At 72.7% G+C, this 23,845-nt stretch carries 27 protein-coding genes, 1 tRNA gene and 1 pseudogene; 16 read left to right on the plus strand and 13 right to left on the minus strand.

The window, feature by feature from the left end:
* Window positions 1-163: 163 nt before the first annotated feature.
* The 3 genes from DVR05_RS04860 (at window position 164) to DVR05_RS04870 (ending at window position 1,708) form a co-directional block, all read left to right on the plus strand.
* Window positions 164-691, plus strand: coding sequence for a SigE family RNA polymerase sigma factor (locus tag DVR05_RS04860; protein ID WP_116244607.1), 528 nt, complete (start codon window positions 164-166; stop codon window positions 689-691).
* Window positions 692-759: 68 nt separating this feature from the next.
* A tRNA-Ser gene (locus tag DVR05_RS04865) sits at window positions 760-848 on the plus strand.
* Window positions 849-1,405: 557 nt separating this feature from the next.
* Complete coding sequence (locus DVR05_RS04870) at window positions 1,406-1,708, plus strand: DsbA family protein (protein ID WP_116244608.1); 303 nt, start codon at window positions 1,406-1,408, stop codon at window positions 1,706-1,708.
* Here the strand turns inward: DVR05_RS04870 and DVR05_RS26905 are convergent.
* Window positions 1,695-1,871, minus strand: coding sequence for a hypothetical protein (locus tag DVR05_RS26905; protein ID WP_198659048.1), 177 nt, complete (start codon window positions 1,869-1,871; stop codon window positions 1,695-1,697). The two genes, DVR05_RS04870 and DVR05_RS26905, sit on opposite strands and share 14 nt — an antisense overlap.
* Entirely contained in the window at window positions 1,823-2,323 is a 501-nt protein-coding gene (locus DVR05_RS04875; RefSeq protein WP_369974498.1) for a zinc-binding dehydrogenase, read from the minus strand. The genes DVR05_RS26905 and DVR05_RS04875 overlap by 49 nt, the downstream gene beginning before the upstream one ends.
* Here DVR05_RS04875 and DVR05_RS04880 point away from each other — a divergent pair.
* The gene (locus DVR05_RS04880) at window positions 2,242-2,538 is read left to right on the plus strand and encodes a DUF427 domain-containing protein (RefSeq protein WP_116244609.1); all 297 of its coding nucleotides are present in this window, start codon (window positions 2,242-2,244) and stop codon (window positions 2,536-2,538) included. The two genes, DVR05_RS04875 and DVR05_RS04880, sit on opposite strands and share 82 nt — an antisense overlap.
* Window positions 2,535-2,930 (plus strand): hypothetical protein, encoded by a 396-nt coding sequence (locus tag DVR05_RS04885; RefSeq protein WP_116244610.1) that lies wholly within the window; start codon window positions 2,535-2,537, stop codon window positions 2,928-2,930. The genes DVR05_RS04880 and DVR05_RS04885 overlap by 4 nt, the downstream gene beginning before the upstream one ends.
* Window positions 2,931-3,024: 94 nt before the next feature.
* Here the strand turns inward: DVR05_RS04885 and DVR05_RS04890 are convergent, their stop codons facing one another.
* Complete coding sequence (locus DVR05_RS04890; protein ID WP_116244611.1) at window positions 3,025-3,858, minus strand: class I SAM-dependent methyltransferase; 834 nt, start codon at window positions 3,856-3,858, stop codon at window positions 3,025-3,027.
* Window positions 3,855-5,465 carry a radical SAM protein gene (locus DVR05_RS04895; protein WP_198659043.1) on the minus strand — a complete coding sequence of 537 codons (1,611 nt, stop codon included), beginning with the start codon at window positions 5,463-5,465 and terminating at the stop codon, window positions 3,855-3,857. Before DVR05_RS04895 ends, DVR05_RS04890 begins: the two co-directional genes overlap by 4 nt.
* A gap of 203 nt (window positions 5,466-5,668) precedes the next feature.
* Here DVR05_RS04895 and DVR05_RS04900 point away from each other — a divergent pair, with 203 nt between their 5' ends.
* The 3 genes and pseudogenes from DVR05_RS04900 to DVR05_RS04910 all read left to right on the plus strand — a co-directional run bounded on the left by DVR05_RS04900 (window position 5,669) and on the right by DVR05_RS04910 (window position 8,301).
* Window positions 5,669-6,871: a DUF3179 domain-containing protein gene (locus tag DVR05_RS04900; RefSeq protein ID WP_232831985.1), complete on the plus strand. Its 1,203-nt coding sequence runs from the start codon at window positions 5,669-5,671 to the stop codon at window positions 6,869-6,871.
* 2 nt (window positions 6,872-6,873) lie between these two features.
* A pseudogene (locus DVR05_RS04905) lies at window positions 6,874-7,411 on the plus strand (redoxin domain-containing protein).
* Window positions 7,411-8,301 (plus strand): cytochrome c biogenesis CcdA family protein, encoded by an 891-nt coding sequence (locus DVR05_RS04910; protein WP_116244613.1) that lies wholly within the window; start codon window positions 7,411-7,413, stop codon window positions 8,299-8,301. Before DVR05_RS04905 ends, DVR05_RS04910 begins: the two are co-directional and overlap by 1 nt.
* A gap of 35 nt (window positions 8,302-8,336) precedes the next feature.
* Here DVR05_RS04910 and DVR05_RS04915 read toward each other — a convergent pair whose 3' ends face one another.
* Both DVR05_RS04915 and DVR05_RS04920 read right to left on the minus strand, forming a co-directional pair.
* Complete coding sequence (locus DVR05_RS04915; RefSeq protein WP_116244614.1) at window positions 8,337-8,597, minus strand: thioredoxin family protein; 261 nt, start codon at window positions 8,595-8,597, stop codon at window positions 8,337-8,339.
* 2 nt (window positions 8,598-8,599) lie between these two features.
* Window positions 8,600-9,034, minus strand: coding sequence for a hypothetical protein (locus tag DVR05_RS04920; protein ID WP_116244615.1), 435 nt, complete (start codon window positions 9,032-9,034; stop codon window positions 8,600-8,602).
* A gap of 223 nt (window positions 9,035-9,257) precedes the next feature.
* Here DVR05_RS04920 and DVR05_RS04925 point away from each other — a divergent pair, with 223 nt between their 5' ends.
* The 4 genes from DVR05_RS04925 (at window position 9,258) to DVR05_RS04940 (ending at window position 12,691) form a co-directional block, all read left to right on the plus strand.
* Window positions 9,258-9,992: a Crp/Fnr family transcriptional regulator gene (locus tag DVR05_RS04925; RefSeq protein WP_304598588.1), complete on the plus strand. Its 735-nt coding sequence runs from the start codon at window positions 9,258-9,260 to the stop codon at window positions 9,990-9,992.
* Between the two features lie 218 nt (window positions 9,993-10,210).
* On the plus strand, window positions 10,211-10,645 hold the full coding sequence (locus tag DVR05_RS04930; protein WP_116244616.1) for a hypothetical protein: 435 nt from the start codon (window positions 10,211-10,213) through the stop codon (window positions 10,643-10,645).
* Between the two features lie 55 nt (window positions 10,646-10,700).
* Window positions 10,701-11,399: a Crp/Fnr family transcriptional regulator gene (locus tag DVR05_RS04935; RefSeq protein ID WP_116244651.1), complete on the plus strand. Its 699-nt coding sequence runs from the start codon at window positions 10,701-10,703 to the stop codon at window positions 11,397-11,399.
* 206 nt (window positions 11,400-11,605) lie between these two features.
* Entirely contained in the window at window positions 11,606-12,691 is a 1,086-nt protein-coding gene (locus DVR05_RS04940; RefSeq protein WP_116244617.1) for an S-(hydroxymethyl)mycothiol dehydrogenase, read from the plus strand.
* Between the two features lie 133 nt (window positions 12,692-12,824).
* Here DVR05_RS04940 and DVR05_RS04945 read toward each other — a convergent pair whose 3' ends face one another.
* Both DVR05_RS04945 and DVR05_RS04950 read right to left on the minus strand, forming a co-directional pair.
* Complete coding sequence (locus DVR05_RS04945; RefSeq protein ID WP_116244618.1) at window positions 12,825-13,127, minus strand: hypothetical protein; 303 nt, start codon at window positions 13,125-13,127, stop codon at window positions 12,825-12,827.
* 110 nt (window positions 13,128-13,237) lie between these two features.
* Window positions 13,238-14,020, minus strand: a complete 783-nt coding sequence (locus DVR05_RS04950; protein ID WP_198659047.1) for a L,D-transpeptidase — start codon at window positions 14,018-14,020, stop codon at window positions 13,238-13,240.
* A 256-nt stretch (window positions 14,021-14,276) separates the two neighbouring features.
* Here DVR05_RS04950 and DVR05_RS04955 point away from each other — a divergent pair, with 256 nt between their 5' ends.
* Both DVR05_RS04955 and DVR05_RS04960 read left to right on the plus strand, forming a co-directional pair.
* Window positions 14,277-14,978 carry a response regulator transcription factor gene (locus DVR05_RS04955; RefSeq protein ID WP_116244619.1) on the plus strand — a complete coding sequence of 234 codons (702 nt, stop codon included), beginning with the start codon at window positions 14,277-14,279 and terminating at the stop codon, window positions 14,976-14,978.
* On the plus strand, window positions 14,965-16,947 hold the full coding sequence (locus tag DVR05_RS04960; RefSeq protein WP_116244620.1) for a cell wall metabolism sensor histidine kinase WalK: 1,983 nt from the start codon (window positions 14,965-14,967) through the stop codon (window positions 16,945-16,947). Before DVR05_RS04955 ends, DVR05_RS04960 begins: the two co-directional genes overlap by 14 nt.
* A 68-nt stretch (window positions 16,948-17,015) precedes the next feature.
* Here DVR05_RS04960 and DVR05_RS04965 read toward each other — a convergent pair whose 3' ends face one another.
* Window positions 17,016-17,417 carry a glyoxalase gene (locus DVR05_RS04965; RefSeq protein WP_116244621.1) on the minus strand — a complete coding sequence of 134 codons (402 nt, stop codon included), beginning with the start codon at window positions 17,415-17,417 and terminating at the stop codon, window positions 17,016-17,018.
* A gap of 36 nt (window positions 17,418-17,453) precedes the next feature.
* Window positions 17,454-18,035, minus strand: coding sequence for a GNAT family N-acetyltransferase (locus DVR05_RS04970; protein WP_232831987.1), 582 nt, complete (start codon window positions 18,033-18,035; stop codon window positions 17,454-17,456).
* 114 nt (window positions 18,036-18,149) lie between these two features.
* Here DVR05_RS04970 and DVR05_RS04975 point away from each other — a divergent pair, with 114 nt between their 5' ends.
* Window positions 18,150-18,731, plus strand: a complete 582-nt coding sequence (locus tag DVR05_RS04975; RefSeq protein ID WP_116244623.1) for a DNA-3-methyladenine glycosylase I — start codon at window positions 18,150-18,152, stop codon at window positions 18,729-18,731.
* A gap of 745 nt (window positions 18,732-19,476) precedes the next feature.
* The gene (locus DVR05_RS26910) at window positions 19,477-19,653 is read left to right on the plus strand and encodes a hypothetical protein (protein WP_198659044.1); all 177 of its coding nucleotides are present in this window, start codon (window positions 19,477-19,479) and stop codon (window positions 19,651-19,653) included.
* A 169-nt stretch (window positions 19,654-19,822) separates the two neighbouring features.
* Here the strand turns inward: DVR05_RS26910 and eda are convergent, their stop codons facing one another.
* The 3 genes from eda to zwf form a co-directional block, all read right to left on the minus strand.
* Complete coding sequence (eda, locus tag DVR05_RS04985) at window positions 19,823-20,461, minus strand: bifunctional 4-hydroxy-2-oxoglutarate aldolase/2-dehydro-3-deoxy-phosphogluconate aldolase (RefSeq protein ID WP_116244624.1); 639 nt, start codon at window positions 20,459-20,461, stop codon at window positions 19,823-19,825.
* Between the two features lie 85 nt (window positions 20,462-20,546).
* Complete coding sequence (gene edd, locus DVR05_RS04990) at window positions 20,547-22,367, minus strand: phosphogluconate dehydratase (RefSeq protein WP_116244625.1); 1,821 nt, start codon at window positions 22,365-22,367, stop codon at window positions 20,547-20,549.
* Window positions 22,364-23,845: a glucose-6-phosphate dehydrogenase gene (gene zwf / locus DVR05_RS04995; protein ID WP_116244626.1), complete on the minus strand. Its 1,482-nt coding sequence runs from the start codon at window positions 23,843-23,845 to the stop codon at window positions 22,364-22,366. The genes edd and zwf overlap by 4 nt, the downstream gene beginning before the upstream one ends.

Genomic DNA, 23,845 nt, shown 5'->3' on the forward strand with positions numbered 1-23,845 from the left:
CAACAGCGTTCCACCTGGCACGGGCACTCAAGGCCGATGTGACGTATTGCGCCATTAGTGCGGTTTGTCAGCACATGGGATGGAAGTTCCTGGATGTTTGCGTTTGCTGTGTGAGAGTGAGAGGAAGAAAAGTGACTGAGCTCACGAGCGCGTCTGAAAGTCGGTGGTCGGTGTGGGAGGAACGACCCGGACGCCCCGGTACGACGAGTTCAGCCGCTACGTGGAGGAACGCGGCCCCGCGCTGCTGCGGATGGCGAGATCGCTGACCAACAGCCACGCGGACGCCGAGGACCTGTTGCAGGCCGCGCTCGTCAAGACCTTCCTCGCCTGGGACCGCATCGCGAACCCGAGGGCGCGGGACGGGTACGTGCGCCGGGCGATGGTCAACACGCAGATCTCCGAGTGGCGCCGCAGCCACCTGGACGTGTACCCGACCGACGACATCCCCGAGCAGCGCGTCGACGACCCGACGTGGCGCAGCGACCTCGCCGACGTCGTGGAGCGGGCCATCGAGAAGCTGCCCGACCGCCAGCGCACGACGGTCGTGCTCAGGTACTACGACGACCTGACGGAGGCGCAGATCGCCCAGCGGATGGGGGTGACGCTCGGCACGGTCAAGAGCACCCTGTCCCGGGCGGTGGAGAAGCTCCGCCGCGACGCCGACCTGATCATCGAGCGCGCCGTCGGCTGACGCCCGCCCGGAGAGCCGGGATTCGTTTTGCGCAGCACCCCCCGGGGTCTGTACCCTTGTCACAGCCAGGAGGATTCGCCTAGTCAGGTCTATGGCGCCGCACTGCTAATGCGGTTAGGCGGCAACGCCTTCCGGGGTTCAAATCCCCGATCCTCCGCGCTCCGGCCTGGGGCTTATCGCATCGCGGAAGCCCCAGGCCGTCTTGTTTTCCGGGTGTCCCCGGCACGGGCCCCGTGCCGGGGACACCGGTCAGGCGTACACTGGCCGACCACCCGCAAACCGCTGAGCCGCGGGGACGGACCGCACCACCGCCCCGGATGGCAGCACCGCGCGGCGCACCCACCCGGAACGCTTCGACGACCGCTCCCCCGTGGGGGCACCGCGCGGCCGTAGGGATCGGACCCCTGGGGCACCACCCCCACCGGGGACCCCCGCTGCGGGTCCGCGCACCGGTACCGGCCTCCGACACCGCCCTTGCCCGACAACCCTCGGAAATCGGCCGGATGGTGCTTACGCGACGCCTGGGTGTGTCTGCCCGCTGACAGATGCGGGTGCGGACCGGATCTCGTGTGATCACCTCCCCACATGCCGGGGGATTCCTGACCCGAGAACCCCGGCGCCGCCCTCCTCTGGGCGGATCGCCCCGCCGATCGCCCGCGTGCGCGCGGCCGACACCGGCGGACGGCGAGGCACGATGGAGAGAGGGAGGCGGAGATGAACGTAGCGCTGCTCTACTTCGACGGCTGCCCCAACTGGCGCCTGGCCCAGGCACGCCTGCGGCAGGCGCTCACGCTCGTCGGCCGCCTGGACGACGCGGTCGACCTGGTCGCCGTGCGCACCGAGGAGGAGGCGCGGGAGCGGGGTTTCCCCGGCTCGCCCACGATCCGGGTGAACGGCCGCGACCCGTTTCCCCACGGCGGGACCCACGGCCTCGCCTGCCGGGTCTACCCGACATCTGAGGGGCTCGCCGGAGCCCCGACCGTGGACCAGCTCGTCCGTGCGCTCACCGAGGCGTGACCACGCGCCCCAGCCGTGGTACGGGTCGGGCCCTCGCCGTTCCCGCGGAGGTCGGGGATGGGGTGGGGGCGCAGCCGACGCAGGCGAAGCCGACCAGGATCACACCGACCGGCATCATGAGCAGCCCCGCCAGCGGGATGGCGAGGTAGGGTCCGTTCTCCACGGTACGGCCGCCCCAGCGCGGGAGGCTCCTGTCGTCGGTGGTCGGGTGCGCCCGGGACGTGTTCCGTGCGGTGGCGCCATGAGGGGCTCCTTGCGGTGGTGGGAGGGCGAAGGGCGTCGCGACCAGGAGGGGTGGGAGGCGGGGGTGACCGCCAGGACCGTCTTGCCGCGCCGGTGGCCCGCGCCCTGGTCGGCGAGTGCCTCGGCGGCCCGATCGAGCGGGTGGACGCGGTCGACGACGGGCGACGTCCTCCCGGCCTCTCCCCGGGTTGTCACGTGCCTGACACTCGCCGCCGCCCCCGCGGCGACCACGGGTGTACTGGGAACACGGCCGCCGTCGCGGCCGGTTCCGCTGGCATGGAGGGGCTCAGATGATCCGAGCGGTCTGGAACGGTGAGGTGCTGGCCGAGGCACCGAGCACCGTGATGGTGGAGGGCAACCACTACTTCCCACCCGAGTCCCTGCGCCGCGAGCACTTCTCCGAGTCCCGGTCCCGGAGCCTGTGTCTCTGGAAGGGCGTCGCGCGCTACTACGACGTCACCGTGCACGGCCAGACCTACGAGGCCGCCGCCTGGTACTACCCGCGTCCCAGCCCGTTGGCCCGCCGGATCAGGAACCACGTGGCGTTCTGGCCCGGCGTGAGCGTCGAGGAGGACGGTGACCGATGAGCACGGCCTCTCCCGGCCCGGAACCCGGTGCCGGTGCCGGCACCGGGACGCGGCGCCGACCGCTGGCGGCGGTGCGCATCGGTCTGGTGTCCGGGCTGGTCGGGATCCTGTGCTGCGTGGGACCGACGGTGCTGGCGCTCCTGGGCGTGGTCAGCGCCGGGACCGCGTTCGTGTGGGCCACCGGCCTCTACGACGGCTACGCCTGGTGGTTCCGGCTGGCGGGCCTGGCCGTACTGGTGACGCTGGTCTGGTGGTCGCTGCGGCGGAAGCGGATGTGCTCCCTGGACGGCGCGCGCAGGGCCAAGGCGAAGATCGCGCTCGCGCTGGGCGTCGCGGTGGCCACCTACGGTGTGCTCTACGGCGTGACCACCTGGCTGGGGACGTTCGCCTGAGACCCGAAGCGGTGGTCCGGTCGGACGCCCCGCTCTCCGCTCCGTCGGCCGGGCACACGGCCCGTGCTCCTGGGACGCGCACCCGGCGGAGGGATCACCCGCGCCCGGGCCTCTCCGCGACCAGGAGCGCGTATCCGATGTCCCCCGCCGCGGCGGCGCGGCGGGCCGCCGACAGGTAGGGGGCGACCGCGTCGGCGTCCACCCCCGCCTCCGCCATCCGCGCGGGCGAGGCCATGGCGAGGAGCCGGATCCGGGCGTCGATCCGGTCGATCATGCGCACCAGGGCGCCGTCGTGGGCCGCCACGCGCAGGACGCGCAGCCCCGCCGCGCGCAGCAGCTCGGCGTACGCGTCGGCGGGCAGGGCGTCGGCGACGCACGCCACCCAACCGGCGATCCCGGCCAACTCATCGGGGAGCCCGCCGTCGGCCACCGTGACGTCCGTGATCCCGACCCGGCCGCCCGGACGCAGCACGCGCGCGAACTCGGCGGCCGCGGCGGGTTTGTCGGGGAAGGTGCACAGGGCGCACTCGCACACCAGGGCGTCGTAGGCGGCGTCGGGGGCCGGGAGCCGCTCGGCGTCCCCGTGCAGGAACCGCACCCGGTCGGAGAGCCCGACCGTCGCGGTCGCCGCGCGGGCCGCTTCGAGGGTGGTCGCGCCGAGGTCGACGCCGTCGACCCGCGCGTCGTGCTCCAGGGCGAGCAGCCGGGCGGTGGTGCCGGGGCCGCAGGCGACGTCGAGCACCCGGGAACCGGCGGTGAGGGCGAGGGCGTCGGCGAGACGGCGGGTGAGGGTGAGACCCCCGGGGTGGTAGGAGTCCCCGAGCAGCAGGGCCACGGCGTCGCTGCCGTAGGCCGTGGCACAGCAGGACTTCACCTCCTCGGGGTCGGAGACGGGAGCCGGTGTCGCGGGGAGCGGGCGCTCGGTCACGGCTCCTCCACCGCCCGGCGGCCGACGTTGGTGTGGTCGGGGGCGACACCCGGTTCGTCGTCCTGCTCGGGGGCGCGCTCCGTACGGGCGATCCGGGATCCGTAGGGCGACGCCACGGTGACGTCGGCCAGTGGGCGGGCGTTGGGGACGACGTCGGCGACCTCGACCCCCGACATCCGCGCGCGCACCTGCTCGCGGTAGCCCACGGAGTTGTAGGCGCAGAAGGGGATGATCCGCCCGTCCGGGGTGATCTCCTCCACGCAGCACTTCATGAGCTGCTTGACGTTGAGGGTGTAGGGGTCCAGGAAGTCCTGGACGACGATCATGAACACCTTGTCCCCCAGGTCCTTGGCCGCCCGGGGAAGGTCGATGCCGCAGGCCGCGCACTCGGCGTCGGCGGTGGCCGCGGCCAGGCCCTCCATGGTGTCGGGGGCATTCATGAACGCCGAGGCGCTCCACAGCCGTTCCAGGGAGGCGCGCAGTCCGGGGTCGGGCAGGACGCGGTTGCTGACGTAGTCGAGGTAGTCGTCCACGTCGACCAGGCGCGGCAGGGGGACGACGTCGGTGCGGTCGGCCTTGCGGTCCACGAGCAGGTAGGTGACCGACCGGCAGGTGGGGAAGCAGCAGGGGACGGGCACGAAGTCCCCGGGCCGGAACCAGTCGGGGCGCTGCTCGGTGATCATCTCCATGACGTCGGAGTTGGTCAGCCGGGTGAGCGGGGCGAACTCCACGTGCCGACCGGAGTGGGTGACCGGCTGGAACGTGACGGCGTGGACGGCGGGGTGGTCGATGCCGAACTCGATGATGTCGCCGAGTTCGTGGTCGTTGAGGTCGCGTTCGACCGCCGCGACCAGGGTGACGGTCAGCCCGGCCTCGGCGCAGTTGCCCAGGGCGCGCCTCTTGCGTTCGCGCAGGTCCCCGCCGCGAATGGCGCGGTGGGTGGCCTCGTCGAACCCGTCGAACTGGAGGTAGACGTTGACGGTGGTCCCGCCTCGGCCGTTGAGGGCGGCCAGGGCGGCGACGAACCGCCTGTCGGTGGCCAGGCGGATGCCGTTGGTGTTGATGTTGACGATCTTGATCGGCCGGTCGGTGGCCATCTCGACGAAGGTGAGGATGTCCTTGTGGATGGTGGGTTCCCCGCCGGAGAACATCACCACCTCGGGTTCGCCCTCGGCCTCGACGAAGGTGTCGAGCATGCGCGCGCACTGTTCGCGGGTGATGGAGTAGCCGTCCGGTTGGTGTCCGGAGTCGGCGAAGCAGATCGGACAGTCCAGGTTGCAGCCGGTGTTGACCTCGATGATGCCCAGGCAGGCGTGCTGTTTGTGCTCGGGGCACAGCCCGCAATCGGAGGGGCACCCGTCCTTGACCTCGGTCTGGAAGGCCAGCGGGAGGGTACCCGGCTTGTTGAACCGCGTCGAGTCCGTGTACAGCTGGGCGTCGCCGTAGACCAGCGCCTCGAACCAGCCGTGCTCCTTGCAGCGTTTACGCAGGTAGACCTTGTTGTCGCGGATGTTGACCTGGGCGTCGACCACCACCTTGCACACCGGACAGACGCTCTTGGTGTACTCGACGAAGACCTCGCCCCGGTCCCGTGCTCGGTCGGCCACGTACGGACCCGCCTTCCCTGTCGATGATGCGGCGCGGGGTGGGCCGGGCGCCTCTCCCCCACGACAGCCCGACCCATGCCACGCGGCAGTCCATCCCAAACCGGAGGTCCCACGGCCGAGACTGTCCGCGCGCTGACACATGCACGGGCGATCGACCGGCCCCTCCACAGACTGGGACCACGGGACGTCCAAAGGAGGATTCGGTGCGGGGTGAAGGGTCGGCGAGACCGACGGTGCGGCGGTGGGCCGCGGCGGTCGCCCTGGCCCTGACGGCCACCGCCTGCCAGACCGGCCCCGCCGACGAGCGGTCCGACGGCGGACCGCCCGCCACCGAGCCCGCCGCCCCCGGACTGGGCCCCTACGAGAACGTGCCCTCGGCGGTGGAGGATCCCGCCGACCCCGAACTCCCCGAACCCCTGGTGGACGTGGAACGGCTGATGAGCGGCGGTCCTCCCCCGGACGGGATCCCGGCGCTGAACGACCCCGTCTTCGAGGACGTCGCCCGGGTCGACTGGCTGGAGGGCTCCGACCCGGTCCTGGGGGTGTCCGTGAACGGGGAGGAGCGGGCCTACCCGGTACGGATCCTCATCTGGCACGAGATCGTCAACGACACCGTCGGCGGCGTGCCGGTGGCGGTCACCTACTGCCCCCTGTGCGACTCGGCGCTCGCCTTCGACCGCAGGGTGGGCGACCGGGTCCTCGACTTCGGGGTGTCGGGGATGCTCTACCACTCCGACCTGGTGATGTTCGACCGCCAGACGCACTCGCTGTGGCCGCAGATCGAGGGCCGCGCCGTGGCGGGAACCCTGACCGGCACCGAACTCGACCGGGTGAGCGTGGCCGTCGTCTCCTGGGACCGGTGGCGGGACAGCCACCCCGACGGCGCCGTGCTCAGCCTGGACACCGGGTACGAGCGCGACTACGGGCACAACCCCTACGTCGGCTACGACGACCCCGACACCGACCCCTTCCTGCTCGACACCGACGCCGACCCGCGCCTGCCCGCCAAGGCGCGGGTCATCGGCATCGGCTCCGACGACACCGCGCTGGCCGTTCCCGTCGACCGCGCCCTGGAGTCGGGCGTGGTGGAGACGGAGGCGGACGGCGAACCCGTCACCGTGTGGGCGCAGGCGGGCCCGTCCTCGGCCCTGGACGACGCGTTGGTCGCCGAGGGGCGGGAGATCGCCGCCACCGGCGTGTTCCGACCCGACCTGGACGGACGGGAGCTCACCTTCACGGCCGACGGCGACGGCTTCACCGACGACCAGACCGGCAGCCGCTGGAACATCCTCGGACACGCCGTGGACGGCGAACTCGAAGGACGGCGGCTCACCCCGGTCGACCACCTGGACACCTTCTGGTTCGCCTGGGTGGGATTCAGCCCCGAGACCGAGATTCTGAGGTGACGATGAGAACCGCCCCGCGTCTCCGCCTGTCCGCGGCCGTGCTCGCCGCGGCCCTGGGCCTGTCCGCCTGTGCGGCGACCGGATCCGAGCCCGAGCCCGGATCCGGAACGGGAGGCCGGATCCGCGTTCGCCTTCGAGACCCGGACCCTGGACGGCGATGAGTTCGCGGGCGAGGAACTGCGCGGCGAACCGGTCGTGCTGTGGTTCTGGGCCCCCTGGTGCGTGGTGTGCCGGTCCGAGGCTCCCGGCGTGCTGGAGGCCGCCGACCGCTTCGACGGCCGGGTGGAGTTCGTCGGCGTCGCCGGACGCGGGGAGGTCGACGCGATGCGTCGGTTCGCCGCCGACACCTCCACGGACGGTCTGACGCACATCGTCGACGATGACGGCGGCATCTGGTCCGGGTTCGGCGTCTCCAGCCAGCCCGCCTTCGCCTTCCTGCGCCCGGACGGCACGTTCACCACCGTGACCGGCACCCTGACCGAGGACGATCTGGACGACCACGTGCGCACGGAGGTCCTGGCCGGGCGGGACGGCGGCTGATGGAGCAACTGCCCTACGCCATCGCGCTGACCGCGGGCGTGCTCGCCGTCCTCAACCCGTGCGGCTTCGCGATGCTGCCCGGATACGTCGGTCTGCTGGTCTCCTCCACCGACGGACACCCCGGTGGTCGGCTGCGGACACTCGGTCGGGCCCTGGCCACGACCGCCGCGATGACCGGTGGCTTCACCGCCGTGTTCGCGCTCTTCGGCGCGGCGGTCGTGCCGCTGGCGATGTCGGTGGAGCAGCACCTTCCCTGGGCGACCCTGGTGATCGGCGCCGCCCTGGTCGGACTGGGGATCTGGCTCCTGACCGGGCGCGAGGTCGGGATCCTGCTGCCGCGTCCCGCTCCCGGGCGTCCGACCCGGTCGCTGCGCTGGGCGGCGGTCTACGGCGCCACGTACGCGATCGCGTCGCTGTCGTGCACCGTCGCGCCGTTCCTGGCCCTGACCACGAGCGCCACCGCCAGCGGCGGGGTTCTCGGACTGCTCGGTGTGTTCGCCGTCTACGCGCTGGGGATGGCCCTGGTGATCGGGGTCCTGACGGTCTCGGTCGCGCTGGCCCGTGACGCGGTCACCACACACCTGCGCCGTGCCCTGCCCTACGTGACGCGGGCCGGCGGCGCCCTGTTGGTGGTGGCCGGGGCCTACGTCGCCTACTACGGCTGGTTCGAGCTGCGCGTCCTGGCGGGTACGGCGGGAGCGGATCCGGTAGTGGAGACCGTCGTGCGCTGGCAGGGCGAGCTGTCCCGGCTCCTCCAGGGGGCCGGTGCGCTCTGGCTCCTCGCCGCCCTGGCCGTACCGGTCCTGGGCGCGGTGGTCGGAGCGCACCGGACCAGGCGCTCACGCGCGGCGGAACGGAACCGCTCCGAGGAGGAGGCGGGTCCGCGCTGATCGGGCCGAGGAGGGGTCCGATCAGCGCGGACACCTCACCCCGTCGCCCCGGCGACGCGGTCGATCTCCGCCAGGAGCCGTTCCGGAGCCGGGTTGCCCAGGGAGAACAGGCGGTCTCCGATCAGGAAGGCGGGGGTGCCCACCACCGTTTCGGGGACCCGAGTCCGGGGGTCGCTCAGATCGACGATCTCCACCGTGTGGGTCGGACGTCGCCGTACCACGAACGCGGCCAGCTCCAGCGCGCGTGCGCAGCCCGCACAGCCCGGGGCCACGAACACGCGCAGCGGCGGCGGCATCCTCAGTTCTTGCGGCGGCTGAGCGCGAACAGCACCCCGGCCGTCACCAGACCGTAGATCACGTGGCCCATCAGGCTCATCATCGTCATCTGATTGATCATGAACAGCGGCATCCCCATCATCATGGGCATCGCCACCAGCGGGCCGAGCACCCACCACAGCACCCCGTAGCCCGCACCGGCCGCGAGGACCGCGCCGACCCGGTCGGCCAGCGATCCGGCGACCAGGCCGAACCCGGCACCGATCATCGCCGAGATGGCCAGGTGCACCACCATGCCGACCAGGGCGCTGTCGCTGCCCACCATTCCGGCGATCATGGGCAGCATCCCCATCATGGCCATGAGCGTTCCGAACACGATTCCGCCGCCGACACCGGAGACGGCGCTCCGCCACACGCGCGTCACGAGTGGTGCGGGGGATTGGGCGATGGTGGACATCTCTACCTCCGTCGGGTCCGGGGCAGAGCCCCAGCGAACGTTGCGGGCCCCACACAACCGACCGCGCCGGCACCGCGTCTGTGCCCGCGGGCACACAACGCCGAATCCCCCGGGAAACCGCGTACGCCGCCCCAACGTGGGATAACGTCCAACCGAGACGACCGTCCGCACGGCGCGCACCGCCGAAGGGCACGCCCTCCGACGACGAGGAACCGTGATCCCCATGTCGCCACAGACACCAGCGGCCATGAACCGCGCGCTGAGCATGCTCGGTGGTCGTGAGGACCCCCGCCTGCAACAGGCCGCCTGGGTCGCCCGCTGTGTGGGCCGCGGTCACGCCACGCCCCTGAGCGGCGACGACGTCTCCGCGCTCGCGTCGGTCCTGCGCAGGCGCAGCGTGCCCCGCGCCGGACTGGTGTTCGGCGCCAAACCGCACACGGCCGGGGTGTGGATCGTGCGCTCGGGCCACGTCGAACTGACCGCCGGATCCGGCCCGGGCCGGGTCGTGGTGCAGATCCTGCGCCCGGGGGACGTGGACGGCGACATCCAACTCCTGTTGGACATGCCCCTGCCCTACACCGGCCGGGCGCTGGAGGACGCCGAGATCCTGGAGCTGGACCCCGAGGAGTTCGAACGCCTGCTGGCCACGCACCCGGCCGTGGCCCGGCGCTGGCTGTCGAGTGTGGCCGAACGCCTCAACACCAGCCACATGCGCATCCTCGGGCTGCTCGGCCGCTCCCTCACCCAGCAGACGGCGCAACTGCTGCTGGACGAGGCCGACGGGGACGTCGTCGAACTTCCCCAGCGCACCCTGGCCGCCATGCTGGGTGTGCGCCGACCCTCGTTGAACAAGGTCCTCAAGGAGTTCGAGAAGGACGGGCTGATCGGGGTGCGCTACGCGGCGATCGACCTGGTCGACCGCCGCGCCCTGGCCCGCCGCGCGCACGGCCGCGGCTGACCCGTGGGGCCGAGCGGTCACCGGCCCGGGGGCGGTGCCCGGTCGTGTCCCTCTCCTCCCCCTGAGCCGGATGGTGGCGCGAGCGCCCGGCACCGGGCGGGCGAGCCCGAGAGTGTCAGACCGCTGACAGCCTCCGCCCCGTACCCGGCACGCCGTGGTGGGCTGGCGGGTGAGCGTTCCGCTCCCCTGGTGCGGACCGAACTCATGGAGGTGTCGCCATGTCGACGATCGCGCACGCGCGCTCGCACGCGCTCACCCACGCCTGGCGGGGCGTCGTCGCCGGGCTCGCCGGAGGTGTGGTCTTCGGCGTGCTCATGGCCATGTCCGGCATGCTCCCGATGGTCGCCATGCTCGTCGGCAGCCAGAGCGCCCTGGTCGGCGCGGTGGTCCACCTGGCGATCTCCGCCGTCGTCGGTCTGGTGTTCGGACTGCTGGCCGGTGCCGTCGCCGACCGGGCGGGCGTGACCGTCGCGGCGGGGCTGGTCTACGGCGCCGCGTGGTGGGTCCTCGGCGCGCTGATCCTGATGCCCGCCATGCTCGGCATGCCCCTGTTCCCGATGAACGCGACGGCGATGATGAGCCTCATGGGCCACCTCGCCTACGGCCTGGTCGCGGCTCTGGCGTTGTACGGACTGAGCCGGAGTGAGGTCTGAGTGGGCCGATCCCGTACCGGCGGCTCCGCCCGCGGTGGACACGGACGGAGCCGCCGTGACTGACCACTGGTGCCTGTCCGAGAGCGCGCTGTTCCAGGACCTGGAGCAGGAGCGGATGGAGCAGATCAGCGCCCGCGTCCCCCCGCGCTCGATCTGGCCGGGCCAGGTGGTCCGCGTCCCCGACGAGACGTTGGAGGCCCTCTACGTCGTCCAACGCGGGCACGTCCGGCTCTTCCGGGTCCTGGAGGACGGGCGGACCGTCACCACCGCGATCGCCGGGCCCGGGTCCGTGTTCGGCCACATGGCCCTGCTGGGGCTGCGGATGAGCGGCACGTGGTGTGAGGCCGTCGGCGAGGGCCGGCTGTGTGTGATGAGCGCCGACGACGTCCGGCGGCTCCTGCTGTGGGATCCACGGGTGGCCGTACGGCTCATCGAACAGCTGGGGGCGCGGATCACGGACCTGGAGGAGCGGCTGACCGACACCGTGGCCAAGAGCGTCCCCGAACGCACCGCGGCGACACTGTGCAGACTCGTCGAGCCGCTCGATCCCGGGCACCGTCCCGTCGCGGTGCGCCTGACTCACGAGCAGCTGGCCCGCCTGACCGGCACCACCAGGGAACGCACCACGCGGGCGCTGGGAGAGCTGGCGCGACGGCGCCTGGTGCGCCCGCGCCGGGGGACGCTCCTGGTCCTCGACCGGCCGGGGCTGTCGGCGTTCGCCGACCGGGACCGTTCCGAGGTGTGGACGGTGTGAGGGTCGACGACCTCGTCGTCCCGCCTGTCGGTGACGCGTCGGAGACACGGCGGAACCTCCCCGAACCGGTCGACCCGATCCCCCGGCCCCGGACACGGGACCCGTCTCACATGATGGACACACCCGCCTCGGATGATGCATGGTGATGCCCCGGGCGGCGCGCACCGGCGCCGTGCGGAACGGCCACGCGTTGGGAGCGTCCGCCCATGTCACAGCGAGTACCCGGAGTGATCTCCCGGACCAGGGGAGAACCCGTCGAACTGACCACGGTCGTCGTCCCCGACCCCGGCCCCGGCGAGGCCGTGGTCGCCGTCCGGGCCTGCGGGGTGTGCCACACCGACCTGCACTACCGCGAGGGCGGTATCAACGACGAGTTCCCCTTCTTGCTCGGCCACGAGGCCGCCGGCGTGGTGGAGTCCGTCGGGCCGGACGTCACCTCGGTCTCCCCCGGGGACTTCGTGGTCCTCAACTGGCGGGCGGTGTGCGGGAACTGCCGCGCCTGCCGCCGGGGACACCCCCAGTACTGCTTCGACACCCACAACGCCACCCAGCCGATGACCCTGGAGGACGGCACCGCGCTCTCCCCGGCCCTGGGGATCGGCGCCTTCGCCGAGAAGACCCTCGTGGCGGACGGACAGTGCACCCGGGTGGATCCCGCCGCCTCCCCGGCCGCGGCCGGGCTGCTCGGCTGCGGGATCATGGCGGGCATCGGCGCCGCCGTCAACACCGGCGGGGTGGGCCGGGGCGACTCGGTGGCCGTCATCGGATGCGGCGGCGTGGGCAACGCCGCGGTGGCCGGGGCCCGCCTGGCCGGAGCCGCGCGGATCATCGCCGTGGACCTGGAGGAGCGCAAGCTCGACTGGGCCCGGGGGTTCGGCGCCACACACACCGTCAACGCCCGCGACACCGACCCGGTCGCGGCGATCCGCGAGCTCACCGGCGGGTTCGGCGCCGACGTGGTCATCGACGCCGTCGGGCGGCCGGAAACCTACGAGCAGGCCTTCTACGCCCGCGACCTGGCGGGCACCGTCGTCCTGGTCGGCGTGCCCACCCCGGACACGCGCCTGGACCTGCCGCTGTCGGACGTGTTCGGGCGCGGCGGCGCCCTGAAGTCCTCCTGGTACGGCGACTGCCTGCCCTCGCGCGACTTCCCCACGCTCGTCGACCTCTACCTGCAGGGCCGTCTGGACCTGGACGGGTTCGTCACCGAGGAGATCGGGCTGGGCGACGTCGAGGCGGCGTTCGCCCGCATGCGGCGCGGCGAGGTGCTGCGGTCGGTGGTGCGACTGTGACCGCGCGGGCGGGGACCGACACGGCGCCCCTCCGCCACGGGACGGCGTGTCCCGCGGCGGAGGGGCGTTCGGGCGGAGGCCCCCCGACGACCGGAGGAGCAGAGGACCACCGCGGCCGTTGGAGTGACCGGCGTCAGCCGGTGTAGTTCGGGTCGGCGGGCACGGGGGAGGCCGGCGGTGCGACATCCACCCCTTGCTCGGCCAGCACCTCGTCGTACTCCGCGTCGAGTTCCCTCTCCGCCTCCTGGCACTCCTCCAGCGTCTCGAACTCGTAGTTCGAGGGGTCCACGCCGAGGGACTCCGCCAGCGAGGCGACCGACGTCCGGCACGCACCGAGCTCCGCTGGTACCCCGTCCGCGTCGGCCAGGACCGGGGAGGCTCCGAGGAACGTCGCCGCCGCGGCTCCGGCGGCGAGGAAGGCGTACTTCAGTCGCATGATCGACCTTTCGTTACGTTGCGTTGTCTGTGATGATTCGCGACGGCCGGAGTCTCCCCCAACCGCCTCAGACCGGTTCCGCCCCGTGCGCGCGGAACCCGTCCCGCCCCTCACGCGGAGATCTCGACCGGGGTGCCGATCGGCAGGTTCTCGGCCATCCAGGTGATGTCCTCGTTGGAGACGCGGACGCACCCGTGGCTCACCCGCTGTCCCAGAGCGCTCTCGTCGTTGGTGCCGTGCACCGCCAACTGGCCGGGGCCGCCCGCGAACGTCTCCAGCGACTCGGAGAACCCGCTGAGGCCGAAGGCGTAGACGCCGTAGGGCCCCTCGGGGTCCGGCGGCTGGAGCAGCTCGGTGAAGTAGTAGCGGCCCTCCGGGGTGGGCGTCTCGCTCTCCCCGGTGCCGATGACCCCCGAGCGCACCTCCTCCTCTCCCTCCAGAACGGTGAACGCGAACTCCGACACGTCGACCTCCACCCGGTAGTCGGTGCTGGTCAGTGTCACCTCGTCGCTGCGCACCCAGCCGGTGGTGCCGTTGGGTCGGACCGGCAGGAGCACCTCCAGCCACAGGCCCTCGTCGCGCTCGACGAGGAAGGTGCGGTCGGCGCCGAACTCGTTCGGGTTCGCCAGCGTCTCGAGCACCTCGTCCCCGCCCTGTTCGACCCGGACGTCGATCGAGTCCCCGGTGACCGTGGCGATCTGGACGCCCGACACCTCGGCGGCACCCGTGTCCACGGCTCCCTCGGAGGACTCCCCTCCCGCCTCCCGCGAGGCGGTGGACGAGCACGCCGTGAGGGCGACCAGGAGCGCGGTCGTCACCAGCGGCGGCGGGGCCGCGCGCGGTCCGGACCGGGCCAGGCGCGGGAGCAGCGAAGGTCGACGCATGGGAACCATCCGGGTTCGTGTGGCGGGCACCCCCGGACGGTGGTCCGCTCCGGAGGCGTGCGGGACTCGTCCGGCCCGGTGTCACCCGGTCGGACGGTCATGAACTCTGGCGCACGAATGTGTGGATCCTGTGTGCTCGCCGTGTGGGACCCGTGTTCTGACCTGGGAGCCGTGCCCGGGCCCCGTCCGCGGGCGTCCCCGCCCCGGTCGGCGCGGCGTACGATCAAGCCGCGCCAGCGTTCCCACGAACGAGCGGAGGACCCCCGTGTGCGCCCATGTGCTCGTGGCCGAGGACGACGCGAACCAGGCCGACCTCATCCGGCGTTATCTGGAGCACGAGGGCCACGTCGTGCGCGTGGTCCACGACGGCCGCGCCGCGGTCGCCGAACACCACCGCGATGTCCCCGACCTGGTGATTCTGGACGTGATGATGCCGATCATGGGCGGGCTGGACGCCTGCCGCGCGCTGCGCGCCGAGTCGGACGTCGCGGTCCTGATGCTCACCGCCCGCTCCACCGAGGAGGATCTGCTGACCGGCCTCGACCTCGGTGCGGACGACTACGTCACCAAGCCCTACAGCCCGCGCGAACTGATGGCACGGGTGCGCACCCTGCTGCGGCGGTCCCGCCGCCGCGTCGAGCGGACCGACCGCGTCATGCGCGCGGGACCGCTCGCGATCGACCCCGACCAGCACACCGTCCACCTGCACGGGGTCCCCGTCGACTGTACCCCCGCCGAGTTCCAGCTGCTCGCGGCGCTGGCCGCCCGCCCGGGGCGGGTGTTCAGCCGGGCGCAACTGCTGGAGCGCATCCACGGCGTCAGCCGCTTCATCACCGAGCGCACGATCGACGTCCACGTGATGAACCTGCGCCGCAAACTCGAACCGAACCACCGCGAACCCACTCTGCTCATCACGGTCTACGGCGTCGGGTACAAGCTGAACAACTCCGCCGATGGCGCGCCGTAGGGGCGCGCTGCGGCACAGCCTGCTCGCCCGCATGCTGGCGAGCTCCGTGCTCGTCGCGGTCTGCTCCATCACGGCGACCGCGTGGCTGGCGGTGCAGGGGACCTCGGAGTCGATCGGTTCGGAGCAGGGCGAGACCCTGGCCGCCGACACCCGCATCCACGACACGCTCGTCGGCTACGCCGCGACCAACCGCGACTGGGACGGCGTCGGCGGGATCGTCGACGATCTCGCCGGGGAGACCGGGCGGCGCATCGTTCTGACCACGGAGAACCGTCAGCTCCTCGCCGACTCGGAGCCCGGATCGGAGGCGCCGCTCCCCCCGCGCGCCTCCTCGGTCGTGGACCCGCTCGCGGTGGACGTGACCCTGGTGTCGGAGGGGTCCGACCGCGTGGACGCCCGCGCGGTCGGACCGTTCGAACTCGACCCACCGGAGCGTGAGAACCTCACGGAGATCGCGGAGGAGGGGGTCGACTGCCTCCTCAGCGAGTTCGGAGAGCTCGCCGAGGTGGAGACCGCGCCGAGCGGACGCCCCTACGTGGACATGACCGCGGCCGGGGAGAACGAGGAGTACCTCTGGGCGTACTGCGGACTGACGGCGCTCGACGAGCCCACCGACGGCGAGCGGACGGTCCTGGGGAGACTGACCGAACTCACCGGCGACTGCCTGGACACCGACGATCCGCAGGTGCGGTTCCGCATGGACGGTACGACGGGATCGGCCGTGGCCGTCCCCAGGTGGCCGGAGGAGGATCCGCCCCCCGGGCAGGAGTGGGCCCCGGATGCGGCCGGCGGCCCGACGATGTCCGATGAGGAACGCGCCCCGGTCGGGGAGGCGGAGGAGCGGGCCGCACGGGAGCGGGCCCTGGCGGAGGGGCGGTTGGCGGAGAGCCCCGGCCCCGCGGCGGGTCCGGGCATCGGGGCGGTGTCGCCCGTCCTCGACCAGCACACCGCCGACTGCGTCGCCACCGCCCACCGCGAACTGCTCCGCCCGTACGTGGCACCGGCCGCCCTGCTCTTCATCGACGACCCCTCCGCCGACGCCGCGTCCGGCCCCTCCCTGAACCGCGAGGGCCTGCTGCGGGTCTCCGGCGTGGTGCTGCTGGTGCTGGTGTTGACGGTCGGGGTGAGTGTGGCCGTGTCCACCCGGCTGGTGCGTCCCGTCCGCGCCCTGACGGACGCGGTGCTGCGGATGCGCCAGGGTCAGGGGGCGACGCGGGTCGAGGTGAGCGACTCCGGGGAGATCGGCGAACTGGCCGCCGCGTTCAACGAGATGTCCGAGCACCTGGAGCGCCTGGAGGACCAGCGCAAGGCCATGGTCAGCGACGTGTCCCATGAACTGCGCACGCCGCTGAGCAACCTGCGCGGGTGGCTGGAGGCCGTCCAGGACGGTGTCGCGGAGCTGGAGCCGGAGCGGATGGAGATGCTCGTGGGCGAGACCCTGCTGCTCCAGGACATCATCGACGACCTGCGGGACCTGGCGTTGGCGGACGCGGGCAGACTGCGGCTGTCCCTGGAGTTGGTGGAGGCCCACGCGCTCGTCGAACAGGTCGCGGCCAGTTACCGGCTCCGCGCGGACGAGGCCGGGCTGGAGCTGGCCGCCGAGACGGCCGAGGTCGTGCTCAGGGCCGACCGCACCCGGCTCTTCCAGGCCGTGGGCAACCTGGTCGGCAACGCCCTGCGGCACACGGCGGCGCCCGGCACGGTCACCGTCCGCGTCCGGCCCGACGGGGACGACGCGGTGTTCGAGGTGGCCGACACGGGGGTCGGCATCGCCGCCGAGGACCTGCCCCAGGTGTTCGACCGGTTCTGGCGGGCGGAGAAGTCACGGAGCCGCCAGACCGGCGGGAGCGGACTGGGACTGGCCATCGTGCGCAACCTGACCGAGCTGCACGGTGGCCGGGCGGAGGTCGAGAGCACCCTCGGCGAGGGCACCGTGTTCACGCTCCGGCTCCCCCTGGTCGGCCCCTGAGGGCCTCCCCTCCGCCGATGGCGTACGGCCGTTCCCGGGGCTGGTCCCCCTCCGGGGGCCGACGGCGGTCACCCCGCCGCGGAGTCGGCGGCGGCGAGGAACTCCAGCCGGTTGCCGACGACGTCGTCGACGTAGAACCTCCGGTAGCCCGGGAGGTGGGGGTCCCACGCGACCTCGTGGCCGGCGTCGGTGAGTCGCTGGGCCAGGGCGTCGATCTCGCGGACCAGGATCCCGGGGTGCCCCTTGCGCTGGGGCCGGAACTCGGGGTCGACCCCGAGGTGGATCTCCAGGGTGTCGCCGCGGAGCCACAGTCCGCCCCGGGCGGCCAGGGCAGGCGGCTTGGGGACCTCGACCAGCCCGAGGGTGTCGACGTAGAAGGCGCGACAGACGTTCTCGGTCCCGAGGGGGATGCACACCAGGACGTGGTGGGGTGCGAAGCCGAGGTCGGTGGTCGTGTCGGGGGCGGCCATGCTGGCTCCTTATCTTGATGTCAAGATAAGTCGATCCTATGTCTCGGGCCTCCCCCGGGGAAGGGCCACCGGGCGCTCGTAGATGTACTCCAGTCCGTCGGTCTCGTCCCACTGCTCGCCCACGTGCGTGAAGCCGAACCCGGCGACGGTGGCGAGGGAGGCGACGTTGTCCGGACGGATCGACGCCCGCACCGTGGTCACCTCGGGGGAGGCCGCGGCACGGCGGATCAGCTCGGCCACGGTCGCCTTCGCGTAGCCGCGGCGGCGGTGCTCCGGGAAGACCGCGTACCCGATCTCGACCATGCCGTCGTCGTTGGGCGGCCCGTGGAACCCCCCGTGGCCCACCGCCCTCGGCTGGTCGCCCGTGTCGTCCGCGTCGACCATCGCGTAGGCCAGCCATCCGGCCTTCCCGGGGTCCTCCGTGAGCTGGGTCAGCCGGAAGTCCCACAGCCAACGGTCCGCCAGGAACTCCGCGCCGAACTCGACCTCCGCCAGCTCACCCGCCTTGACCAGGTCGCCGTCGACCAACGCCGCCAGGACCTGCGTGGTCAGGGCCACCAGGCGCACCCGCCGGGGACCGGGCCCGGAGCCTGCCGAACGTGTCTCGATATCCGTCACGCTCCGATCCTGCCCCCGCGCCGCACCACCCGCAACGATGTTCGCGTCCGTCCTGTGTCCCACCCCTCGGGCACAATGGCCGCACGCCCGTGTCCGCCGCCGACGAGGAGCACCATGCCCGCCACGACCACCTCCGCGGATCCGCGCTGCGCCTGGGCACGGGGGGCGTCGGACCTGATGACGGCCTACCACGACGACGAGTGGGGCCGCCCGTCCCGCGACGACCGGCACCTGTTCGAGATGCTCGTCCTGGAGGGCGCCCAGGCCGGACTGTCCTGGGCCACCGTCCTCAACAAGCGCGAGAACTACCGGCGGGCCCTCGACGGCTTCGACCCCGAGGCCGTCGCCGCCTACGACCAGTCCCGCCTGGACGCCCTCCTCCAGAACCCCGGGATCATCCGCAACCGGCTCAAGGTGGCCTCCGTCGTCCGCAACGCCCGGGCCTTCCTGCGCGTACGCGACGAGTACGGCTCCTTCGCCGACTACCTGTGGGGCTGGGTGGACGACACCCCCGTCGTCAACCGCTTCACCGACCCCTCCCAGGTTCCGGCGAGCACCCCGCTCTCCGACCGGATCAGCAAGGACCTGAGGAAGCTCGGGTTCACGTTCGTGGGCACGACGATCACCTACTCCTACCTCCAGGCCAACGGGCTGGTCGAGGACCACCTGGTCGGCTGCCCCGCCAAGCCCGCCTGATCCGCGGCCTCCCCGCCCGTCTCCGCCGTCCACCGGTGTCCGCCCGTACGGGTGCGAACAAGCACACCGCCGTACTCGTCACCCCAGGGGCGCCGCACAGCGGACCGAGGACGACGCGTACCGACTGGTTAGGCTGACCTCCATGCACCAGCACGGCCCCCTTCCCCCAGCCAGGGGCCCGACCCCCGCCACCGGGCCGCGCCCCACGGCGCCCCCGGCCAGCCCGGCCCCTGGCCGACGCACCCCGGCCAAGGGGCCCAGGGGCCGCCACCGGGCCATCCCGGTCAGCCGCCGCACCCGCCCACGGCGCGGGCGAAGTCCTCGGGCAAGGCCCTGAAGTGGCTCGGCATCGGGTGCGCGAGCGTACTCCTGCTCGCCCTCGTCGGCGGCGGTGCCGGTGCCGCCCACCTCCTGGGCTGGTTCGGGCCGGGGGACGTCCACGCCGCTCCCCCACCCGACCCCTGTGAGCTCCTCGACGTCGACACCGCCCGCGAGATCGCCGGGAACGGGCCCAACCTGGAGGTCTTCGACTCGGACCACGACTACGTGTTCCACGCCGAGGGGCTCGAATGCGTCGTCGTCCCGGGTTGGGAGGCCGAGTCCGGGAACGAGGTGCGGTTCCGCAGCCTCGGCTTCGTCACCGAGGTGATCGGGGTCCGGAAGGAGAACGGCACGGTCAACGCCACCTTCTACTACGGGAACCGGCCAGAGCACGACGGGGTCGCCCCGTCGTCCTGCCCCGGCGGTGCGGAGATCCTCAGCGGTGTGCGCCTCGGCCGGCTACGCCCTGTTCCGCCAGGACCACCTCATCGTGGAGGTCGAGGTGCGCCCGGCGGCCCCGGACGTCGGGGAGAGCCTCGACGAACAGGGGCGCGCCCAGACCTGCGTCGACCTGCTCTGCGACGCGATCGTCAGAATCTGATCGCCCCCACGGACCCCGCGGACGAGACGGAACGCGCGCGAGCCGCCCTCGACGTGGTCTGCGCCGCGGTCGAGCGCCTGCCCACCCGCTGACGGCACACGGACGGACCCCGGTGCGCGACACGTGCGCACCGGGGCCCTCGGGAGCGGCGCCCCCGGAAGCGTCCGGGTCAGCCGCGCAGGGCCGCGGCCTCCCGCGCCAGGGCGGTGATTTCGTCCCACTTCCCGGCCGCCACCAGGTCGGTCGGGGTCAGCCAGCTACCGCCCACGCACCCCACGTTGGGCAGGGCGAGGTAGGTCGGCGCCGAGGCGGCCGTGATGCCGCCGGTCGGGCAGAACCGCACCTGCGGCAGGGGGCCGCCCAGCGACTTCAGGAACGGCGCGCCGCCCGCCGCCTCCGCCGGGAAGAACTTCAGCTCCGAGACACCGCGCTCCAGCAGCGCCATCGCCTCGGACACGGTGCTCACGCCGGGCAGGAACGGCAGCCCGGTGTCGGCCATCGCCGTCGCCAGATCGGGCGTACAGCCGGGGCTGACGAGGAACCGCGCCCCCGCCCCGGCGGCCGCGGCCGCCTGCTCCGCGCCGACCACGGTGCCCGCGCCCACCACGGCCTCGGGCACCTCGGCGGCGATCCGCTCGATCGCGTCCAGCGCCGCCGGGGTCCGCAGCGTCACCTCGATGCCGGGCAACCCGCCCGCCACCAGCGCGCGGGCCAGCGGCACCGCGGTCTCCGCCTCCGAGACCACCACCACCGGCATCACCGGGGCGAGGTCGAGCACGTCCGCTCCCGAGCGGGGGATCGTCGTCATGTGTCGTCTCCAGGGTCGGTTCGTCGGGGTTCACGGCGCCGCCGACCGTGGCCGGACAGCGGCGCCGAAGGACACTGCGGGGGACTCAGACTCCGAAGACGCCCGCGCCCGCCTCGGCCGGGCCGACCGCGCCGCGCAGGGCGGCGAACAGCTCACGGCCGGTCCCGACGGACGAGTCCACCGTCGGCTGGGCGGGCTCGCGACCGCTCAGGTCGGCCAACACCTCCAGTGTGCCCGCGACGGCGTCGAGCCGGATGACGTCGCCGTCGCGCACGAGTGCCAGCGCGCCGCCCGCCCCGGCCTCCGGGGAGACGTGGATGGCCGCGGGCACCTTCCCCGAGGCGCCCGACATCCGTCCGTCCGTCACCAGCGCCACCTTCTGCCCCCGGTCCTGGAGCACCGCCAGCGGCGGGGTCAGCTTGTGGAGTTCGGGCATGCCGTTGGCGCGCGGCCCCTGGAACCGGACCACGGCCACGAAGTCACCGGTCAGCTCACCGGCGGAGAAGGCCGCCTGGAGTTCGGCCTGGTCACCGAAGACGCGGGCGGGGGCCTCGACGACGTGGCGCTCGGGCGCGACCGCCGACACCTTGATCACGGCGCGGCCCAGGTTGCCGGACAGCATGCGCAGTCCGCCGTCGGGGGCGAAGGGCTCCTCCACCCCGCGCAGGACGGTCGTGTCCGCGCTCTCCTTGGGGCCCTCGCCCCAGGTCAGGCCGGTCTCTCCCAGGCGCGGGGTCTCCCGGTACCGGGCGAGGCCCGGCCCCGCCACCGTGCGCACGTCCTCGTGGAGCAGCCCCGCGTCCAGCAGGGAGCCGATGAGGTAGGCCATCCCGCCCACCTCGTGGAACCGGTTCACGTCGGCGGCGCCGTTGGGGTACATGCGGGTGAGCAGCGGCACGACCTCGGACAGCGCCGCGAAGTCGTCCCAGGTCAACTGGATCCCGGCGGCGCGGGCGATGGCCACCAGGTGCAGCGTGTGGTTGGTGGACCCGCCCGTGGCGAGCAGGGCGACGACGGCGTTGACGATCGCCCGCTCGTCGATCTGCTCACCGACCGGTGTGTAGTCGTCCCCGAGCGCGGTGTGCGCCAGGACGCGGCGCCCGGCCTCGGCGGTCAGCGCCTCGCGCAGCGGCGTACCCGGCTGCTCGAAGCTGGCCCCGGGCAGGTGCAGGCCCATGACCTCCATGAGCATCTGGTTGGAGTTCGCGGTGCCGTAGAACGTGCAGGTGCCGGGCGCGTGGTAGGCGGCGGACTCCGCCTGGAGCAGCTCCTTGCGGCCGACCTTGCCCTCGGCGAACTTCTGCCGGACCCGGGCCTTGTCCTTGTTGGGCAGCCCCGAGGGCATCGGTCCGGCGGGCACGAAGGCCACCGGCAGGTGGCCGAAGGACAGCGCTCCGATGAGCAGGCCGGGCACGATCTTGTCGCACACGCCCAGCATGAGGGCGGCGTCGAACATCTCGTGCGAGAGCGCGACCGCGGTGGCCATCGCGATGACGTCCCGGCTGAACAGGGACAGCTCCATCCCCGGACGGCCCTGGGTGACGCCGTCGCACATGGCGGGGACCCCGCCCGCGAACTGGGCGACGCCGCCCGCCTCGGACACGGCGGCCTTGATGATCGCGGGATAGGTCTCCAGCGGCTGGTGCGCGGAGAGCATGTCGTTGTAGGCGGAGACGATCGCCACGTTGGGGGTGACGTCACCGGAGAGCGCGAGCTTGTCGGACACACCGCAGGCGGCGAAGCCGTGCGCCAGGTTCGCGCAGCCCAGGGCGGACCGGGCGGGCCCTTCCTGGGCCGCCGCGGCGATCTTGGCCAGGTAGGCCGACCGGGTCTGGGCACTGCGTTCGGCCAGGCGTGCGGTGACGTCGGCGATCACGGGGTGTACGGCGGGGGTGTGCGCGGTCATCGGGGCTGCTCCTCTTCGTACCACGTCCGGCCGGTGCGGCCGATGAGCCGGTGCGCGCCCGCGGGGCCGGCGCTCCCGGCTGGATAGGTCTCGGGGGTGGTGCTCTGGCCGTTCCAGGCCTCGATGATGGGATCCACCCAGCGCCACGCGGCCTCGACCTCGTCACGCCGCATGAAGAGGGTGGAGTCCCCCGCCAACACGTCCATCAGCAGCCGCTCGTAGGCCTCGGGAGAGCGGGTGGCGAAGGTGTTGGCGAAGCTCAGTTCCAGGGGGACCGGGCGCAGCCGCAGCGCTCCGGCGCCGGGCGTCTTGGCCAGCATGGTGAGGTGTATGCCCTCGTCCGGCTGGAGGCGGATGACGAGGCTGCCCGCTCCGGGGAGGGTGTTGGTGCCGGGGAAGATCGTGTGCGGGACCTCGCGGAAGCGGATCACGATCTCCGAGCGGTTGTGCGCCAGGCGCTTGCCCGTGCGGAGGTAGAAGGGGACGCCCGCCCACCGCCAGTTGGCGATCTCGGCGCGCAGGGCGACGAAGGTCTCCGCGGTGCTGGTGGCCGATCCGCCCGGCTCGTCCAGGTATCCGGGAACCTCGGCGCCCTGGACCGTGCCGGCGACGTACTGGCCCCGGACGGCGTCCTCGGCGACGCGCTCGCCCGTGAGCGGTCGCAGCGACTGGAGGACCTTGAGCTTCTCGTCGCGGACCGCCTCGCGGTCGTAGCTGGCGGGGGGCTCCATCGCGGTCAGGCACAGCAGCTGGAGCAGGTGGTTCTGGACCATGTCCCGCATGGCGCCGGAGGTGTCGTAGTAGCCGCGGCGCCCGCCGACGCCGACGGTCTCGGCGGCGGTGATCTGGACGTGGTCGATCCAGCGGGAGTTCCACAGGGGTTCGAGGAAGACGTTGGCGAACCGCAGGACGAGCAGGTTCTGTACCGTCTCCTTCCCCAGGTAGTGGTCGATCCGGTAGGTCTGGGACTCGTCGAAGACCGCGCCGACGGCGTCGTTCACCTCCTGGGAGGAGGCCAGGTCGCGGCCGAGGGGCTTCTCCATGACGACGCGGGAGCGCGGGGTGACCAAACCGGCGTCGGCCAGGCCCCGGCAGATGGCGCCGGAGATCATCGGCGGGACGGCGAGGTAGAAGACGCGGTCGCGGTCGCTGCCCAGGATGTCGGCCAGGTCGGACCAGCCGGAGGGGTCGCCGCCGACGTCGACCGTCACGTGGGAGAGGCGACCGAGGAAGCGGGCGAGCACGTCGGGTTCGGCGACCTGGACCGCGTGGTGTCCGCGTACCGCGGCGGCGGCCTTGTCGCGCAGGTCGGCGTCGCTGAGACCGTCGCGGGAGACGGCGACCACGCGTGTCTCGCCGTCCAGGTGACCGTCGCGGTCCAGCAGGTAGAGGGAGGGGAGGAGTTTGCGCATGGACAGATCGCCGGTACCCCCGAAGACCACCAGGTCGGTCGGTCTGGGCGCGGACTGCTGCGACAT

This window comes from Nocardiopsis sp. FIRDI 009, from assembly GCF_003386285.1.
Lineage (GTDB): Bacteria > Actinomycetota > Actinomycetes > Streptosporangiales > Streptosporangiaceae > Nocardiopsis.

Excerpts from the sequence above, each read along its gene's own strand:
- DVR05_RS04870 (WP_116244608.1), top strand. The coding sequence starts at position 1,406 with ATGAACGTAGCGCTGCTCTACTTCGACGGCTGCCCCAACTGGCGCCTG.
- DVR05_RS04880 (WP_116244609.1), top strand. The coding sequence starts at position 2,242 with ATGATCCGAGCGGTCTGGAACGGTGAGGTGCTGGCCGAGGCACCGAGC.
- DVR05_RS04885 (WP_116244610.1), top strand. The coding sequence starts at position 2,535 with ATGAGCACGGCCTCTCCCGGCCCGGAACCCGGTGCCGGTGCCGGCACC.
- DVR05_RS04910 (WP_116244613.1), top strand. The coding sequence starts at position 7,411 with ATGGAGCAACTGCCCTACGCCATCGCGCTGACCGCGGGCGTGCTCGCC.
- DVR05_RS04915 (WP_116244614.1), bottom strand. The coding sequence starts at position 8,597 with ATGCCGCCGCCGCTGCGCGTGTTCGTGGCCCCGGGCTGTGCGGGCTGC.
- DVR05_RS04920 (WP_116244615.1), bottom strand. The coding sequence starts at position 9,034 with ATGTCCACCATCGCCCAATCCCCCGCACCACTCGTGACGCGCGTGTGG.
- DVR05_RS04925 (WP_304598588.1), top strand. The coding sequence starts at position 9,258 with ATGTCGCCACAGACACCAGCGGCCATGAACCGCGCGCTGAGCATGCTC.
- DVR05_RS04930 (WP_116244616.1), top strand. The coding sequence starts at position 10,211 with ATGTCGACGATCGCGCACGCGCGCTCGCACGCGCTCACCCACGCCTGG.
- DVR05_RS04940 (WP_116244617.1), top strand. The coding sequence starts at position 11,606 with ATGTCACAGCGAGTACCCGGAGTGATCTCCCGGACCAGGGGAGAACCC.
- DVR05_RS04945 (WP_116244618.1), bottom strand. The coding sequence starts at position 13,127 with ATGCGACTGAAGTACGCCTTCCTCGCCGCCGGAGCCGCGGCGGCGACG.
- DVR05_RS04950 (WP_198659047.1), bottom strand. The coding sequence starts at position 14,020 with ATGGTTCCCATGCGTCGACCTTCGCTGCTCCCGCGCCTGGCCCGGTCC.
- DVR05_RS04960 (WP_116244620.1), top strand. The coding sequence starts at position 14,965 with ATGGCGCGCCGTAGGGGCGCGCTGCGGCACAGCCTGCTCGCCCGCATG.
- DVR05_RS04965 (WP_116244621.1), bottom strand. The coding sequence starts at position 17,417 with ATGGCCGCCCCCGACACGACCACCGACCTCGGCTTCGCACCCCACCAC.
- DVR05_RS04975 (WP_116244623.1), top strand. The coding sequence starts at position 18,150 with ATGCCCGCCACGACCACCTCCGCGGATCCGCGCTGCGCCTGGGCACGG.
- eda (WP_116244624.1), bottom strand. The coding sequence starts at position 20,461 with ATGACGACGATCCCCCGCTCGGGAGCGGACGTGCTCGACCTCGCCCCG.
- edd (WP_116244625.1), bottom strand. The coding sequence starts at position 22,367 with ATGACCGCGCACACCCCCGCCGTACACCCCGTGATCGCCGACGTCACC.
- zwf (WP_116244626.1), bottom strand. The coding sequence starts at position 23,845 with ATGTCGCAGCAGTCCGCGCCCAGACCGACCGACCTGGTGGTCTTCGGG.